The organism is Rhizobium sp. BK538, assembly GCF_014197575.1.
Classification (GTDB): domain Bacteria; phylum Pseudomonadota; class Alphaproteobacteria; order Rhizobiales; family Rhizobiaceae; genus Rhizobium.
In genome coordinates this window covers 1-16,037 of sequence record NZ_JACIFT010000026.1, presented here as the reverse complement: position 1 = coordinate 16,037, position 16,037 = coordinate 1, and the positions used below count along the sequence as shown (strand labels likewise).

The window sequence follows — 16,037 nt, the reverse complement described above, 5'->3', positions numbered from 1 at the left end:
GGTCAGAAACGATGCTCCGCCCGCGGCGGGCGGAGCATCGGGCGACGAGATTACTTCAGGAAGCCTTTTTCCTTCAGGTAGCCTTCGGCAACGGATTTCGCCGGTTCGCCATCGACTTGGATCTTGCCGTTCAGCTTGCGCAGTTCATCCGCGCTCAGGCTCTTGAAGATTGGTGCGAGGACTTCTTCGATCTTCGGGTTTGCCTTTAGCACTTCTTCACGGATGATCGCGGTCGGCGCATAGACCTGCTGCACGTTCTTGTCGTCCTCGAGAACGGTCAGTTCGGCGGCTTGGATCGCACCGTCCGTGCCGTAGACCATGGCCGTGTTGGCGCCGTTCGTCTGGTCGGCTGCGGCCTTGATGGTCGCGGCCGTGTCACCGCCCGAAAGAACGATTTCCTGATCCGGCTTCAGCGTGAAGCCGTAGGTCGTCTGGAATGCCGGAAGCGCGCCGGCCGAATTGATGAACTCGGCGGAAGCGACCAGCTTGGCAGCCCCGCCGCCGGCGACCCATTTTCCGAAATCCGACATGGTCTTCAGGTTGTTCGGGCCGGCAACATCATTGCGCACGGCGAGCGCCCAGGTGTTGTTCGCCGGAGAAGGCGTCAGCCAGACGATCTTGTTGGCGTCGTAGTCGAGCTTCTTCGCGAGGTCGTAGCCCTGAAGAAGATTTTTCCAGGCCGGGTCGTCGGCCTTGTTGAAGAAGAAGCCGGCGTTACCTGTGTATTCCGGATAGATATCGATTTCGCCGGCAGTGATCGCCTTGCGAAGAACCGGCGTCGTACCGAGCGCGACGCGGTCCTGCGTCTTGATGCCGTTTGCGTTGAGCGCCAGCACGATGACGTTGCCGAGCAGCGTGCCCTCAGTATCGATCTTCGATGAAACGACGACGTCTGCAGCATCGGCCGCGCCTGCCGCAAAAGCGGAGAGCGAAACGGCAAGAGCGAATTTCTTCAGCATGGATTGTCCCCTTGATTTACACCGTTGGACTGCGCGGAAAGCCCCGGCGGAGGGCTCCCACGTATAAAATCACCGGCGAAAGCAGCCCCGCTACGATCGTGCCGGAAATACGTGCGTGATGGAAATAGCGTTCGCGTTGAAAAAATCGATGCAAGCCTCTCCAGTTTTGCGGTCGCGGCGTGATTATGGCGGTGAATGCAAACGCTTGCGCGAAAATGCATTTCCTTTTCTATCGCCGGCGCGATTTGTTTTTGTTCCCTTACGCGTTTCCGCAGATGTCCGGTGCTCTTTTCCGTGGTTCTACTGCCACGCCCGGTTTTGTACTTGGCAGGAACGATAGCCGGCCGATTTCCCGGCAGGGATATCTTTTTTAACGAACACATCATATCGTTCGATTTTCCATATCGTTACGGAGAACGCGGTTGCAGCTCGGCACGTTGTTTGTTGCTAATCACGTGCTCTCGTCCGGGTCGGTGAGAGAGACGGCACGAAACCTTTCACTCGCGGTATCGACGGTTTCGACAGCAGTCCGCAGCCTTGAGACCGAGCTTGCGCTCAAACTGACCGAGCGCAGTTCCGGCGAGCTTGCGACGCTGCTTGCCAGCGACGACGTCCGCGAAAAACTCCTGCCGATTGTGCAGTCGGCGGAGGATCTGGCGGAATGGATTGGGACAGACAAGCCGTCGCGCCTGCCGATCAAGATCGCCACCATGGAGCGATTTCTCGAGGTCGCCGACCAGGGCAGCATCAACCGTGCGGCGCGGCGGCTGAAGCTTGGTCAGCCGCAGCTTTCGCTTCAGATCGCGACTTTGGAGAAGGCACTGGGTCATCGCCTGTTTGAGCGGCAGGCTCAGGGCTCTGTGCTAACCGAGCATGGCCACCAGGTCTATGCCATCTTCCAGGCCATCGCTCAGAGATGGAATGATTTGAAGGCATCCTCCGACGAGCGCTATCAGCGCACCGCGCGGGCGCTTCGCATCGGTTCGATCATCCCAACAGGATCGGAAAGTTGGGTAGCGCGATGCCTTGGCGCGCTGGTTGCGGAGTGGAATGCCAGCCGCAGCAAGAACGCGATCTCGCTCGTACTGATGACCGCGGATGACTTGCGGGAAGCTCTCAAGGCCGGCCGTATCGATGTTGCAATTCTCGACTCCGTCTTCGGCCTCGAGCGCACCGTGAATTGCTGCAGACGAACATGGTTCTTATCGCGCCGCCGCAGAGCCGCGAGCGGACAGTGGCCGAGCTTGTCGAAGGTCACGCGATCTGCACGCCGAGTTCCCGGACGGGCCTCGGACACGCCACGATGGCGCTCAGCCACGAGCGCGTCAACAATCGCCGCTACCGAAACCGGGATATCACGGCGGCTGACTCGCTGCCTGTCATCGTCGACCTTGTGGCCAATCACGGCTACATCTCGTTTCTTGGCCGCGTCAGCGCCATGCCCATCGCCGACAAAGTTCGGATCGTCGAGCTCGCTGAGTCCATTCCGATGTCCTATCATGTCGCCTTCAACCATCGGAAAGCTTCGGCTGACGCAAGTGCCATGATCATCGACGCCGTCGCCAAAATAATTGCCACGCCCATCGCGCAGGAGAGCGCCTTCGCTTAAAGAGACAGCGGCGGACAAGGAGATTCGAGCGTGACCGTTTTGCTGGAAGTATGCGTAGACAGCCCGCAGGGCCTTGTGGCTGCGATCGCCGGCGGTGCCGGCCGCATTGAGCTCTGCTCGGCTCTGGAGCTTGGCGGACTGACGCCGGTTGCGGGCCTGATGAAGGCTGCGGCCGCCGCACCTGTTCCTGTCTATGCGATGATCCGGCCGCATGCCGGGCCCTTCGTATTCGATGCGGTCGACGAAGAAGCGATGATGGCCGATATTGACGCCGTGCGCGCCTTCGGCCTCGCCGGGGTTGTCATCGGCGCCAATCGTTTGGACGGTACACTGGATGTACCGCTGATCAGCCGGTTAAAGGCTCGCGCCGAGGGACTTGGATCGACCCTTCACCGCGCCTTCGATCTCGTCCCTGATGCCGATGCAGCGCTGGAACAGGCGATCGAGCTTGGCTGCGAGCGCGTTCTCACGTCCGGCTGTGTGCCGAAGGTGATCGACGGCTTGGAGACGCTGGGTCGTCTCTCCCGCAAGGCCGCCGGCCGCGTCTCGATCATGCCCGGCAGCGGCGTGCGTCCCGGCAACGTGGGCGACATACTAAGGGTTACGGGCGCAAGCGAGGTTCACGCCTCCTGCAGCTCACGGGTTGACAGCATCGATCCAAGGGCGGTTGCCTTCGGCTTCGAAGCCGCGACGACGAACCGGACGGATGCCGACGTAGTGCGTCAAATGCGGGCGGCGATCGACGCGCTTTAGGCGCCGACCTTGATGACTGCCTTGATCAGGCCGCTCTTTTCGTGCGCCCAGCGTGCCAGGTCACGCGGCGCGTCCGCCAGCGTCGTGCGGTGAGTGATCAGCTGCTCGACGGGCACGAGTCCTTTGGCGATCGAATCTGCGACATGCTCGAAATCCACGCGCGTCGCGTTGCGGCTACCGATCACCATCATTTCACGCTTATGAAACTCCGGATCGGAGAAACGGATGTCGTCCTTGACGACGCTGACGAGCACAAGCGCGCCGCCATGGGCAACGAAGCCGAAGGCCTTCTCCATCGACGGGCCATAGCCGGTGGCATCAAAGACGACGTCAAAACCATCGCCGTCAGTCTTCGCTTTGACAGCTTCGGAGGCACCTTCGCCGGCAACGATGCCTGAGGAGAAGTTGAACCGGTCAGCAGCCATCTGCAGTCGCTCCTGACTGGTGTCGAGCAATGTGACCTCATGCCCGGCAATCCGCGAGAAGATCGCGGCGCCCAGCCCGATCGGACCGGCACCGATGACGAGTGAGCGTGATCCGGCCGGCGCCATGGAACGGCGGACCGCATGGGCGCCGATTGCGAGGAACTCGGTGGTGGCTGCGGCCTCCAGGCTCACGCCCTTTGCAGCATAGAGATTGCCGGCCGGCACCGAAATCTCGTCGCAGAACGCTCCGTCCGTGTGCACGCCCAACACCTTGATGTCCGTGCAGCAATTCGGCTTGCCCTGGCGGCAGGCAACGCAGCTGCCACACGAAAGATAGGGGTTGACGATGACGGGCGTGCCGACCGCCATGGCAACACCGTCGCCTGTTTCCAGAACCGTCGCGGAGATCTCGTGCCCCATCACGCGTGGATATTCGAGGAATGGATGCTTGCCCTCGAAGATGTGGTAGTCGGTGCCACAGATACCGACATGGCTGACCGCAAGGCGGATCCAGCCGGGTGACGGCGCGCCGGGGGAAGGGCGTTCCACGAGTTCGAGGACACCGGGTTCTTTGCAGAGCACTGCTTTCATGATGGTCTCGCATTCCTGAAATGGAAGAAGCCGGCCTCGGGGCCGGCTCCGTATGTCGCTGCCTGCTTACGGGTTGCGGCGGCGGCGCAGTTGATCGAAGTAGACGATCACGATGATCAGCAGACCGGTGATGATGCGCTGCCAGAACGAATTGACGTTGAGCAGGTTCGCACCGTTGTTGATGGTTGCCAGAATGAAGGCGCCGATGAGCGGCCCGTGGACCGAACCGACAGCGCCGAACAGACTGGTGCCGCCGATCACAGAGGAAGCGATCGCCTGCAGCTCCCATCCGTCGGCCTGTGTGGCGTTGCCGATCGCGATACGCGAGGCAAGCAGAACGCCGACGAAGGCAGCGAACGTCGCCGAGAGGATGTAGGCGAGGTAAATGATGCCGTTCACCCGGACGCCCGACAGGCGGGCCGCTTCACGGTTCGAGCCGACGGCGAAGAGATAGCGTCCCCATCGGCTCAGATGCAGGAAGATGTAGGACGGCACCGCGACGAGAATGACCATCCAGAACAGGCTCGGCACTCCGAGGAAGTCGGCGCGGGCAAAGTTCGTGAAGGGCTCGTTGACGATGTTGATCGTCGAGCCGTTGGTGATCAGAAGCCCGATGCCGCGCAACGACGTGAGCGTTGCCAGCGTGATGATGAAAGGCGGCAGTCCCATTTTGACGATGCCGAAGCCATGGAACACCCCGATGCCGACGCCGATCAGCAGCGTTATCAGGATAGACGCCCAGACCGGCACGCCCGCCTGCAGCAGCCAGGCAAGGATGACGCTGGTAAAGCCGACGATCGCTCCGACCGAAAGGTCGATGCCGGCGGTGATGATCACGAAGGTCTGGCCAAGAGCCAAAATCGCCGTCATTGCGCCTTGGCGCAGGAGGTTGGAGATATTCAGTGGCGTCCAGAAGCTGGCAGTCACGAAGCCGAGAACGATCCAAAGGAAGGCCAGGAGCCCGATTAGAGTCAGGCCGAAAAGGATGTTCACTTTTCGACGCGGCGGCGGCGCGGCGATCTCGGTGGGGGTTGCGGTCATTGGTTCTCTCTCCCTCTTATTCTTTTAGACGCCGATCGCTTCGCTCAGCACTTCTTCATGTGTTGCGGCGTGGAAGTCGTGGCTCGCGACAAGCTGGCCGCGGCGGAAGACGTGCAGCCTATCCGCAAGCTCATAAACCTCGGGCAGATAGGACGAGATCAGAATGATCCCGGCCCCCTGCTTCAGAAGCTTGGCGAACAGCCGGTAGATTTCCGCCTTGGTGCCAACATCGACGCCCACGGTCGGCTCGTCGAAGATGAAGAGCCGTGCGCCATAGCTCAGCCACTTGCCGATGACGACTTTCTGTTGATTGCCGCCGGACATGGCCGAAACCAGAACGCGCCGGCTGGGCGTCTTGATCGCGAGGTCACGGATCTGTTGGTCGGCATTCTGCGTTTCTTCGCTGTGGCTGATGACCGGGCCCTTGCTCAGCCGCTTGAAGACCGGGAGGTTGATGTTGAGCCCGATCGGTAGGTTGAGGCAAAGACCCTGGTCGCGGCGGCTCTCCGGCGCCAGCGCGATCCCGAGCTCCATCGCCGTGCGTTCGCTGTTGATATCGACCTTCTTGCCCATCCAGTGGATCTCACCGGCCGTCGTCTTTTCCCGGCCGAAAAGGCCCAGCGCGAATTCGCTTCGCCCCGCACCGATCAGGCCGTAAAGGCCGACGATCTGCCCGGCCTTGACCGAGAGCGACACGTTCTCGAAGCCCGGCCCAGAAAGGCCGCGCACGTCGAGGATCGTTTCTCCGATCGGGATCTCTTCCTTATGATAGATCTGCTCGATCGAGCGGTTGATCATGAGAGCGATCAGCTCGGCCTCGTTCGTCTCGCCGATGGCGCGCGTGCCGACATGCGTGCCGTCGCGAAGTACCGAAACACGGTCGGCGAGCTCGAACACTTCCTCCATGCGGTGGCTGATGTAGACGATCGTCACGCCTTCGCCCTGCAGGCGACGGATCAGCTTGAAAAGTTGGGCCGATTCCTGACGCGTAAGGTAAGCGGTCGGTTCGTCGAAGATCAGAAACTGGGTGCCGCGCATCGCCGCACGCGCCGTCGCGACGAGCTGCTGCTGGCCGATCGTCAGATCGGCGAGCGGGACGCCGGCGGGCAGCCCGAAGCCGAGATCGTCGAGCACGGCTTGCGCCATCTTCTCCATCTCTCTCTTGCGCATCAGGCCGTATTGATTGACCTCGTCGCCAAGGAAGAGATTGGCCGCGACCGTCAGATGCGGGCAAAGCACGACTTCCTGATGGACGGCGTTGATGCCGCGCGCGATCGCCTCGTTCGGCGTTGCCAGCGCGACGGGGTGTCCGCACCAGAGGATCTCGCCGGCCGTTCTGGTGATAACGCCTGTCAGCAGCTTGATCAGCGTCGACTTTCCGGCTCCGTTCTCACCTACAATCGCATGAATCTCGCCGGCCAGAAACGTCATCGTCGCCGGCTTCAGCGCCTGAACGTAGCCGTAATTCTTTTGCAATCCCTTGAGTTCGAGGATTGGGGCGCCCGCCGGAATGCGGTTTCCCTCCGTCAGCGTGGCGCTGTCATCGTGGCGATGACTGACCTCTTCCAGGCTCATGGACGTCTCCTTCTCGCGAATTGCCAACTCTCCACCGGCCGTCCGCGCTCCTCATGCGGACGATAACACAGGTGAAGGAAAGGCCGCGCGGGATTTCTCCCGCGCGGCCATCGTCAGATCATTACTTGATCTTCGGGTTCAGCAGAGCGTCGATCTTCGGGTCGCTCATGTTGGCCTTGGTGACCAGGTTGGCACCGGTATCGACCTTCTCTTCGACCTTCTCGCCCTTGGATACGGCGAGCGCCGTCTTCACGCCGTCATAGCCCATGCGATAGGGATCCTGAACAACGAGACCGGCAAGCGAGCCGTCCTTGAGGAAGCCAACCGTCTTGTCGTCGCTATCGAAGGCGATGACCTTGATCTTGTCGCCGAGCTTGTTTTCCGCAATCGCTTGGCCAACACCCTGACCCAGGATCAGGTTCGAGGCGAAGACACCCACGAGGTTCGGATTGGCCGTGATCAGATCGGTCATCATGTTGAGGCCGGTCGTCGCCTGGCCATCACCGTATTTGTCGGCGATGACCTTCAGGCCGGGATGCTTCGTCTTTACTTGATCCAGGAAACCTTCGCGGCGCTGCTCAAGCGAGCCGACGCCCGGAAGGTTGGTAAGGATGACGACTTCGCCCTCTTCCTTGCCGGTCATTTCCTTAATGGCCGCGGCAAGGCCGTCGGCTGCGATGCGCCCGCCCTGAACGTTGTCGGTCGTCAGGAACGACTTAAACGCCTGGGAGTCCGCGGCCGAGTCGATGCCGATGATCGGAACGGACTTGGCGGCTTCGTCGATCGGCTTGCCGAGCGCCTTGAACTCCGTCGGCGAGATCACGATTGCAGCCGGCTTGCCGGCAACGGCGTTCTCAAGAATGCTGATCTGGCCGTTGATGTCGGATTCGGCCTGTGCGCCGAGTTCCGGCACGTTGACGCCGAGATCCTTGCCGGCAGCGCGGGCGCCGGCCAGAACGATCTGCCAGTAGAAGGACGTCGTGTCCTTGACGATGATCGGGATCGTCACGTCAGCTGCGAACGACGTCACCGGCATTGCGGTGGCGATAACGGCAGCACCCGCGAGAGCCGTGAAGGCTCGGCGCGACAGAATGGATTTCATGCGCATGTAGTTCTCCTCCTAGGTGCGTTCTCCTCCAGGTAAACCGTACCGCTGAACGCAGGCGGACGATTTTTATCGATAAAAAACATTTACTACGAGAAGCTAGCCGAGCGAAAGTCAAATTGCAAGTAGCTTAGCAGGCTCGATTGTCGTTTCTTCATTCGCCGTAAGTGATTGTTTTTACGATTATTCAACCGCAGTCTGACGTTCTGTCAACCGCGATAGACTTCATGGGGGTGAACGACGCCTTTCTTCAAAATCAAGTTGCCGTAGAGCCGGAATTCGGTCGTTGCCACGATATAGGCAGCCGTGCGAGCGCGCTCATAAAAGGCAAAGCGTTCGAGGGAGGCGATCCTGAAGTCGCCAGCGCGCCTCGACACGATTTCCTGAAATTCGGCACAAACTTCGGGCACGGCAGTCGGATCGCCGACCACCTCCATGCGCCACGCCGTTTCCGGCACGAACGTATCAAGCGGAAAATGCGTCAGGATGGCCCCGGCCATGTCGGTCGCGCTGACGCCGTCGGCGCGGATGACCTCCGGCCCCATCGTGCTCGACGGGAAGTTGGCGTCGGCAATCACGATGTCGTCGCCGTGTCCCATGCGAGCGATCGCACGCAGCAGGTCGGGATTGAGGATGGGGTGGATGCCTTTAAGCATAGCCAGTCCTTAAATACGCACAGCGTCTTCGCCGAGCGGCGGCGCGACGAGCGTCAGAGCGTCGAATTCGGGGAAGATGGAGTCCGGCAACGTGGGCTCGAAAAGCTCCATGTTGCGCTGCAAGCTTGATGCCTTGGCCGTGCCGATCAGCACGGACGAGACGAGCGGATCGCGGAGCGGAAACTGCAGAGCAGGGGCGGCCAGTGGCACACCGTGCTTAACGGCAATCTTTTCCATGCTCGCGACCTTGGCGAGCACGTCATCTGTCGCCGGCATATAGTCGAAATGCGAGCCAGGCACGGGTCCGGTTGCAAGGATACCTGAATTGAAGACGCCGCCGACCACGAGCGATGTGCCCTTCTTCCGACAGAGCGGCAGCAGCTCGGCAACTGCCGATCGGTCGAGCAGGGTGTAGCGCCCGGCCATCAGGATGCAGTCGATATCGGCATTACGCATCACGTCAAGGCAGACCGGGACCTCGTTGACGCCAAGCCCGAAGGCCTTGATCGCTCCGGAGGATTTCAGCTCCTCCAACGCTTTGATGCCGCTATCCAGGAATTGCTTCTGGAGGATGGCGTTCTTGGCCGCACCATGGGTGTATCTGCCGATGTCGTGGACATAGAGGATATCGATCCGGTTCAGGCCGAGACGGGCGTAGCTGAACTCCACCGAGCGCATGATGCCGTCGTAGGAATAGTCGTAGTCGGCATCGAAGCAGAGCGGATCGACATAGCTATAATCGGGAACCGTCCCCGTCGGCACCGGGCGCAGCAGCCGGCCCACCTTGGTCGAGAGCACCCACTCCTTTTCCGGCTTGTCACGCAGGAAATCGCCGAAGCGACGCTCCGCAAGGCCAAGGCCATACCATGGCGCGACATCGAAGTAGCGAATGCCGCTGTCCCATGCAGCCTCCAGCGTCTCCATGGCCTGCTCGCGCGGGCAGGTCCGATACAGGCCGCCGAGAGCCGCGCCACCGAAGCTCACTTCGGTCACGTCAAGCTCCGTCCTGCCGATGCTCCTCCTCTTCATCCTTCCTCCTGCGAAGACCTGATATTTCGTGTGGTTTAGAGCGTCGCTCCGAGATGCCACGGCACGAACTCATTGTCGCCGTAGCCGAATTCTTCGCTTTTCGTCTTCTTGCCCGACGCTGTGTCGATGATCAGATCGAAGATCTCGCGGCCCTTCGCGCTAATGGTTGCATCGCCTGTCGCGATCGTGCCGCAGTTGATATCCATGTCCTCTTCCATCGAGGCATAAAGAGCCGAGTTGCTGGAAAGCTTGATCGAAGGCGCCGGGCGGCAGCCGAAGCAGCTGCCGCGGCCGGTGGTGAAGGCGATCATGTTCGCGCCACCGGCCACCTGGCCGGTTGCCGAAACCGGATCGTAGCCGGGGGTATCCATGAAGACCAGACCCGGCGCGCTGACGCGCTCGGCATAGCCATAGACGGCGGTCAAGGGCGAGCGACCGCCCTTGGCGACGGCGCCAAGCGATTTTTCTAGAATGGTCGTCAGGCCGCCACGCTTGTTGCCGGGCGAGGGGTTGTTATCCAGCGATGCGCCATGCAACGCCACATATTTCTCCCACCAGGCGATCTTATCGTCGAGCTTGCGGGCAACCTCATCGTTGACTGCACGGCTTCGCAGTAGGTGCTCCGCGCCATAGATCTCGGATGTTTCGGAGAGGATCGCCGTGCCGCCGGCAGCCGCCAGCAGGTCGGCGGCCACTCCAAGCGCCGGATTGGCGGTGATGCCGGAAAATCCATCCGAGCCACCGCACTGCAGGCCGATGATGATATCGCTGATCGGCAGCGGCACCCGCTTTTCCTTGGCGACATCCTGAGCAATCTCGCGCAGCATGCCCATGGCGCGCGCAACCGCACGGCGCGAGCCACCGGCATCTTGGATGTTGAAATGGCGCTTGGAATTGCCGGCGCCGCTTTGGCCGTAGAGCGTGAGCTGGTTGACTTCGCAGCCGAGCCCGATCATCAGCACGCCACCGAAGTTCACATGCCTGGTATAGCCGGCAAGTGTCCGGTGGAGGACCGCCATGCCGTCGCCGGTGGAGCTCATGCCGCAACCTTGATCGTGCACGATCGGCACGAAACCGTCGATGCCGTCGAAATGCGGCAGGATCGTCCGGTTGGCCTCGTCGGCGATCGCCCGACAGACCGTGGTGGAACAGTTCACGCTGGCAATGATGCCGATGTAGTTGCGCGTCGCCGAGCGGCCGTCGGCGCGACGATAGCCCATGAACGTGCGCGCTCTGTCTGCGGCGCTTGCTTCCTCGGGCGCCGAATTGGCCGTTGCCGCAAGACGATCGTTCTCGAAATGCAGATTGTGGCTGTGAATATGGTCGCCGGCCCTAACGTCAGCCGTCGTCCGCCCGATCGCTTGCCCGTATTTGACGACCGGCTGGCCGAGCGGAATATCGGCCAATGCAATCTTGTGGCCGGGATCGATCTTCTCGCGGGTCTGGATGCCGGCGACCGTCGCGCCAGAGGGGATCGCCGCCGTTGCGACCGCAACGTTGTCGCCGGCAGACAAGATGATCCAGGGGTCCTTGGTCAACATTCTTCTCCCTAGGGAAACACTCGCTGCGTCGGCGAATGCTCATTGATTTTGTTTTTTATCTACAATAAACATTTTCAAGTCAACGGGATTATTGATCCTGTGGACGAGGGAGGCAAACAGCCGCATGCGATCCAAAATAAGATAAGGATTGCTGAGAGATAAGCTTCTGCCACGCTTCGTGCCGCGCTCCGCGGCCGGCCGTTCGTGTTGCCGAGGCAAGAGGGCGGAGCGCGTATGGCACGGCAGAATACAGTCTTCAAGGAAGCGTACAACCGCTATGCCGCGGCTTTGCGGACGGACGCCGCATTACCGTCGGAGCCCGAGATCGCGTCCCAGCTCGGCATCAGCCGCAGCACGGCGCGTGCCATCCTGACACGGCTCAGCGATGCCGGCATCATTCGCTGGAACAAGCGCCAGAAGGTTGTCCTCCGGCAGCCGACCGAGGCCGATTTCTTCCCGACGGAAGAGACGGATTCGCTGCACGACATCATCGAGCGCAGCTTTATGCAGCGCATTCTGTCGGATGATGCTGCACCCGGCATGCAGATCAACGAGTTGGAACTCGCCCGCGAAATCGGCACCGGCACCACCAGCGTCCGCGAGTTCCTGATCCGCTTTTCGCGGTTCGGCCTGATCGAGAAGCGGCCGAACAGCCACTGGATCCTCAAGGGGTTCACGCGTGACTTTGCGCTTGAACTCGCTGACGTGCGTGAGATGTTCGAGCTGCATTCGGCCGCGGAATTCGGCAAGCTTCCGCCCGAGAGCGACGCGTGGCGCGCGCTCTCGGACATCAAGGCCCAACACCAGGCGATGCTGCGCGATCTCGATACGCGCTACAAGGAGTTTTCCACCCTCGACGAACGCTTCCACCTGCTTATCCACGCAGCCTCGAAGAACCGCTTCATCGCCGATTTCTACGATGCGATCGCGATCATCTTTCACTATCACTACCAGTGGAACAAAGCTTTCGCCCGTGAGCGCAACGAACGCGCCATTTACGAACATCTGGATTATATCGCCGCACTGGAATCACGTGATCAGGCGACGATTGATTTCGCGTGCCGCCTGCATCTGCGCTCGGCGCGGCAGACTCTGCTGCAATCGATTCCGCTGACGCCTTCCGACGAGTTTGAGGCAGAGAGTTAGTCTAAAAGGAAAAACCCGGTCGAAGGCGGGTTTAGTTCTATCGGCACGCCTGCTGGGTGTCAGGCGAGGTCATCGTGGTGCTCACCGGCGGCGTTGGGTTGGATGTGCCACTGGACTCGCGGCGCTGGCGGTCATTCGGATTGCCGCCCGACGAGCCTGACTGTCCGTTCGCAGTGGTGACGTTATTCGCAGCGTTTGGATCCAGCGTGCCGGTGCCATTGTTACTGTCGTTGATACAGGTGTGTTGTTGTTCAGGCCGGGCGTGTTGTCGAGCCGCTGCCGGTCGTATTTGCTCCGCCGCCGGTCGCGCGCTCGATCGCGCCATAGCGCTGGTTGCAAGACCAATTGCTAGAACGGGCGCTCCAAGCGCTCGTAGAAGCATGGCATTTCTCCTTTGGCTTATCGCTTTATGGTCGACACTCTTGCGCTCGCCTCGGTCGAGGCGTTTGTTGCTTCGGATTTCGAATTGTCGCAAGAGGTCGGCCACGTTTGTGGCTATCTGCAACGGCGTACCGTCTTGGTGATCTCATCGCCATCGTCGGTCATCGTTCTGACCGTCTTGGTGTAGCAGCGATCGCGATAGTGGCGGTCACGCTCGCGAACGGCGCCAACTCTGATGCCGTGATCGTTGATGGTATTGCGGGACGCGCCTGATCATAGTCGTTGGCGAAGCTCCGTTGGCGCGTCACGGTCACGCTGTCGGCCATGGAGGGGAGGACGAGCGAACAGAGCGCCATCGCCGCGACAGTGCAGTTCACAAGGATCTTTCGCATCTCAATTCTCCTTCACTCACGGAAGAACTGGCTCCTTGAAAAATGACGCGTCGACTAGCCGTTGCGATGCCTTCCAGGCCAGTCTTTCAATTTTTCGCGAACACTGCGATCATTCTGCTGGGCTTATACTGGCAAGAGCTGCTTTCTTCGATCGGAGGACAAGGATTGCGGTCCAAAGGATTGCTGAGTTGGGTGAGGAGTCGACCATTGTCGATTCAGTTCCTGTTTGCCAGTGGCATCCTGATCTTCTTCGCGACACTGATCTCGGGCTACGTCATCTCCGGAATCGTTGAGCAAAACGCCATCCGCAGCAAAGCCGGAGCCGCCGCGATATTCGTTCAGAGTATGACCGAGCCGTTAGTGCAGAAGCTGGCTTCGGCGGATGCCGTGCCGCCGGAGGATCTCGCCAGGCTCCACAATCTTTTCACCGATCCCATGTTGCGGGGACGTTTCCCGCATGTCGAGATATGGAAGCCGGATGGGACGGTTGCCTATTCGATCGCGCCGGACCTAATCGGTCGAAAGTTCCCTCTGCCTTCTGGTGCCAGGAGTGCGCTGGCAGGCGAGGTTGCGCTTTCCTTTGCCGACCTCGATGCAGGCGAACACGTCGTCCGCAATTTCCAGACAAATTATCTGGAGATCTATAGCCCACTGCGTGACAGCTCCTCCGGCACGATCATCGCTGTCGCGGAGATACAGGAGGATCCCGCAACCTTCGATTACGATGTAGGATATGTGCGACTGGCAAGTTGGGTCGCGGTGGCTCTTGCCTCCTGCGCGATCCTGCTTTGTCTCTTCATGATCGTTCGCCGGGGCAGCAACACCATTGAGGAACAGCGGCGAGCCTTGAACCAACGCGCGGAAGATGCGGAGGCCGCGTCGCGCAAGCTCGCAGAATTGCAGGGCATCGCCCGTCAGGCGTCGATGCAGCTTGCCGAACGCAATGAAAAACTTATGCGTGGGGTTGGCGCGGATCTTCATGATGGCCCGGCCCAGCTTCTCAGCTTCGCACGCCTGCAGGTCGAGCAGGTCCGACAGGCCAAGACCGATCCTGCGCGCAAGGTGCCGCTCGCGACACTCGAGGAGTCGCTCGATACTGCCCTGGCCGAGATCCGGGCGATCGCCCGATCGTTGATCCTGCCGGAGATCGAGCACCTTTCACCCAGTCGCATCATCGAACGCGCGATCAAGATGCACGAGAGCCGGTCGGAAACGAAGGTCGCTTCGACGGTCGTGTCGGAGGATATCGACATTCCGGCGGCATTGAAGATCTGCCTTTTCCGTTTCGTGCAGGAGGGGCTAAATAACGCCTATAGGCACGCTGGCGGCAACGGCCAGGAAGTTTGGTGCGAGATGAGCCGTGCACACATGAAAGTGGTCGTCTCCGACAGGGGGGCGCCGCAGGGCTTCGTCAAGCCGGCTACTCGAACGGGTGGCGGAATGGGCCTCCAGGGCCTGCGGCAGCGTATCGAGAGCCTGGGCGGCAGCCTGCAGATCGTCATCGCCGGCACGGGAACAAAGCTGACAATGCTCTTCGAGCTTCGGGAGACAATCTGAATGGTGGTGCCGGCCTCTGTCATTGTTGTCGATGATCACGCGCTCTTTCGCATGGGGGTGCTGCAGACGATTGCGCTCAGCGAGAACTTGCAGGTTGTCGCCGAAGGCGCGTCGAAGCAGGATGCGCTTGACCTCATCGCGCTGCATCAGCCGACGATCGTGCTTCTGGATATTTCCATGCCGGGTGGTGGCGTGGCAGCGGCCCGCGAAATCCATGAACGATGGCCTGATGTGAAGGTTGTGATGCTGACCGTTTCGGAGGATGACCAAGATGCCCTCGAAGCACTGGAAGCGGGCGCTTCCGGCTATATTCTCAAGGGTATTGCCGCGACCGAGCTTTTGGATGCGTTGATGACCGTCCAGCGGGGTAGCACCTATCTCGCGCCGACGCTCGGCTCCAAGCTGGTTGCTACAATGAGAGGGCAGACGCAGCCGAGAACGAAAGGCAATTTGCTAACGGAGTTGTCGGCGAAGGAGCGCCACGTGTTGGAATGCGTGGGGCGTGGCATGGGCAATCAGGCAATTGCCGAAGCGACCGGTACGACGTTGCGTACCGTCAAATTTCACGTCTCGCGGCTGCTCCGTAAGGTCAATGCGAAAAATCGCATCGAGTTGGCGCTGATCGCGCAGAAGACGACGGATGCCGCGCGCGACGGCGAATAGCCAACGCCCCTCTCGGACTTTGGTCTGATAATACCGGGACCTCGGTCCAAGCATTGTGCGACTTTGGTGGCAGGAATGAACTGGCCTCTTGGTCGCGACATTCCTTGGACCTTGTTCTGTAGATCACTGCACCTCGGGACCTGTACAACTTCAGACGGTCAACAATTGCCAGCCGATCGCAACGGAAAGAATGAGCGTTCTTTCCGAGGGGCGGCGTTTGCTTCGAGGACCGACATGGTTACGCAGAATCCGAATTTCACCGCCAATCAGGACGACCTTGCGTATATTCTGAAGCAGATCGTCGTCGCCGAACGCGAAGTTGCCGGTGAAAGCCTGCAATCGATCATCGGACCGAATGCGGCGATCCTTCCGTGGGGTCTGCGCCATGTTGATGGCAGCAACAACAACCTCTTGCCGGGCGGGCAATTCGTTGGTGCTGCCGATCAGATTCTGCCGCGTCTGCTGGATCCGAACTTCCGGAATGATCAAGATGGCGATCAGTTGCCGCGCGGGCCGCCGCCCCGACCGGGTGATCCCGGGTGGGGACTTATCTGTTCAATGCGCCGGGTCCAGGCGACGGGTGATGTCCTGGGTTCGATGCGCCGATGTGGGGA

At 60.5% G+C, this 16,037-nt stretch carries 13 protein-coding genes and 2 pseudogenes; 6 read left to right on the top strand and 9 right to left on the bottom strand.

Features of this window, described 5'->3' with window-relative positions:
* Positions 1-50: 50 nt before the first annotated feature.
* Positions 51-959, bottom strand: coding sequence for an ABC transporter substrate-binding protein (locus FHX09_RS25315; protein WP_132593325.1), 909 nt, complete (start codon positions 957-959; stop codon positions 51-53).
* A 422-nt stretch (positions 960-1,381) separates the two neighbouring features.
* Here FHX09_RS25315 and FHX09_RS25310 point away from each other — a divergent pair.
* Positions 1,382-2,568, top strand: a pseudogene (locus FHX09_RS25310) (LysR family transcriptional regulator).
* A 30-nt stretch (positions 2,569-2,598) separates the two neighbouring features.
* Positions 2,599-3,321: a copper homeostasis protein CutC gene (locus tag FHX09_RS25305; RefSeq protein ID WP_132593321.1), complete on the top strand. Its 723-nt coding sequence runs from the start codon at positions 2,599-2,601 to the stop codon at positions 3,319-3,321.
* On the opposite strand, the gene FHX09_RS25300 is transcribed toward FHX09_RS25305, so the two are convergent.
* The 7 genes from FHX09_RS25300 to FHX09_RS25270 form a co-directional block, all read right to left on the bottom strand.
* Positions 3,318-4,337: a zinc-binding alcohol dehydrogenase family protein gene (locus tag FHX09_RS25300; protein WP_132593319.1), complete on the bottom strand. Its 1,020-nt coding sequence runs from the start codon at positions 4,335-4,337 to the stop codon at positions 3,318-3,320. The genes FHX09_RS25305 and FHX09_RS25300 overlap by 4 nt on opposite strands.
* Positions 4,338-4,403: 66 nt before the next feature.
* Positions 4,404-5,378 (bottom strand): ABC transporter permease, encoded by a 975-nt coding sequence (locus FHX09_RS25295; protein ID WP_007801926.1) that lies wholly within the window; start codon positions 5,376-5,378, stop codon positions 4,404-4,406.
* 24 nt (positions 5,379-5,402) lie between these two features.
* Complete coding sequence (locus tag FHX09_RS25290) at positions 5,403-6,953, bottom strand: sugar ABC transporter ATP-binding protein (protein ID WP_007801924.1); 1,551 nt, start codon at positions 6,951-6,953, stop codon at positions 5,403-5,405.
* A 121-nt stretch (positions 6,954-7,074) separates the two neighbouring features.
* Positions 7,075-8,061 carry an ABC transporter substrate-binding protein gene (locus FHX09_RS25285; protein ID WP_007801922.1) on the bottom strand — a complete coding sequence of 329 codons (987 nt, stop codon included), beginning with the start codon at positions 8,059-8,061 and terminating at the stop codon, positions 7,075-7,077.
* A gap of 206 nt (positions 8,062-8,267) precedes the next feature.
* Complete coding sequence (locus tag FHX09_RS25280) at positions 8,268-8,714, bottom strand: RbsD/FucU domain-containing protein (RefSeq protein WP_007801920.1); 447 nt, start codon at positions 8,712-8,714, stop codon at positions 8,268-8,270.
* A gap of 9 nt (positions 8,715-8,723) precedes the next feature.
* The gene (locus tag FHX09_RS25275; protein ID WP_132593317.1) at positions 8,724-9,743 is read right to left on the bottom strand and encodes an aldo/keto reductase; all 1,020 of its coding nucleotides are present in this window, start codon (positions 9,741-9,743) and stop codon (positions 8,724-8,726) included.
* Positions 9,744-9,778: 35 nt separating this feature from the next.
* Positions 9,779-11,281 (bottom strand): altronate dehydratase family protein, encoded by a 1,503-nt coding sequence (locus tag FHX09_RS25270; protein WP_184450802.1) that lies wholly within the window; start codon positions 11,279-11,281, stop codon positions 9,779-9,781.
* A gap of 237 nt (positions 11,282-11,518) precedes the next feature.
* Between FHX09_RS25270 and FHX09_RS25265 the strand changes: the two genes are divergently transcribed.
* Positions 11,519-12,430, top strand: coding sequence for a GntR family transcriptional regulator (locus tag FHX09_RS25265; protein WP_007801915.1), 912 nt, complete (start codon positions 11,519-11,521; stop codon positions 12,428-12,430).
* Between the two features lie 495 nt (positions 12,431-12,925).
* Here FHX09_RS25265 and FHX09_RS25260 read toward each other — a convergent pair.
* Positions 12,926-13,203 (bottom strand): annotated as a pseudogene (locus FHX09_RS25260) (hypothetical protein).
* A 207-nt stretch (positions 13,204-13,410) separates the two neighbouring features.
* On the opposite strand from FHX09_RS25260, the gene FHX09_RS25255 reads away from it, so the two are divergent.
* The 3 genes from FHX09_RS25255 to FHX09_RS25245 form a co-directional block, all read left to right on the top strand.
* Positions 13,411-14,760 (top strand): histidine kinase, encoded by a 1,350-nt coding sequence (locus tag FHX09_RS25255; protein ID WP_183723264.1) that lies wholly within the window; start codon positions 13,411-13,413, stop codon positions 14,758-14,760.
* Positions 14,761-15,423, top strand: a complete 663-nt coding sequence (locus tag FHX09_RS25250) for a response regulator transcription factor (protein WP_132593311.1) — start codon at positions 14,761-14,763, stop codon at positions 15,421-15,423.
* 234 nt (positions 15,424-15,657) lie between these two features.
* A partial coding sequence (locus FHX09_RS25245; protein ID WP_184450799.1) for a hypothetical protein occupies positions 15,658-16,037 on the top strand: 380 nt, incomplete at its 3' end.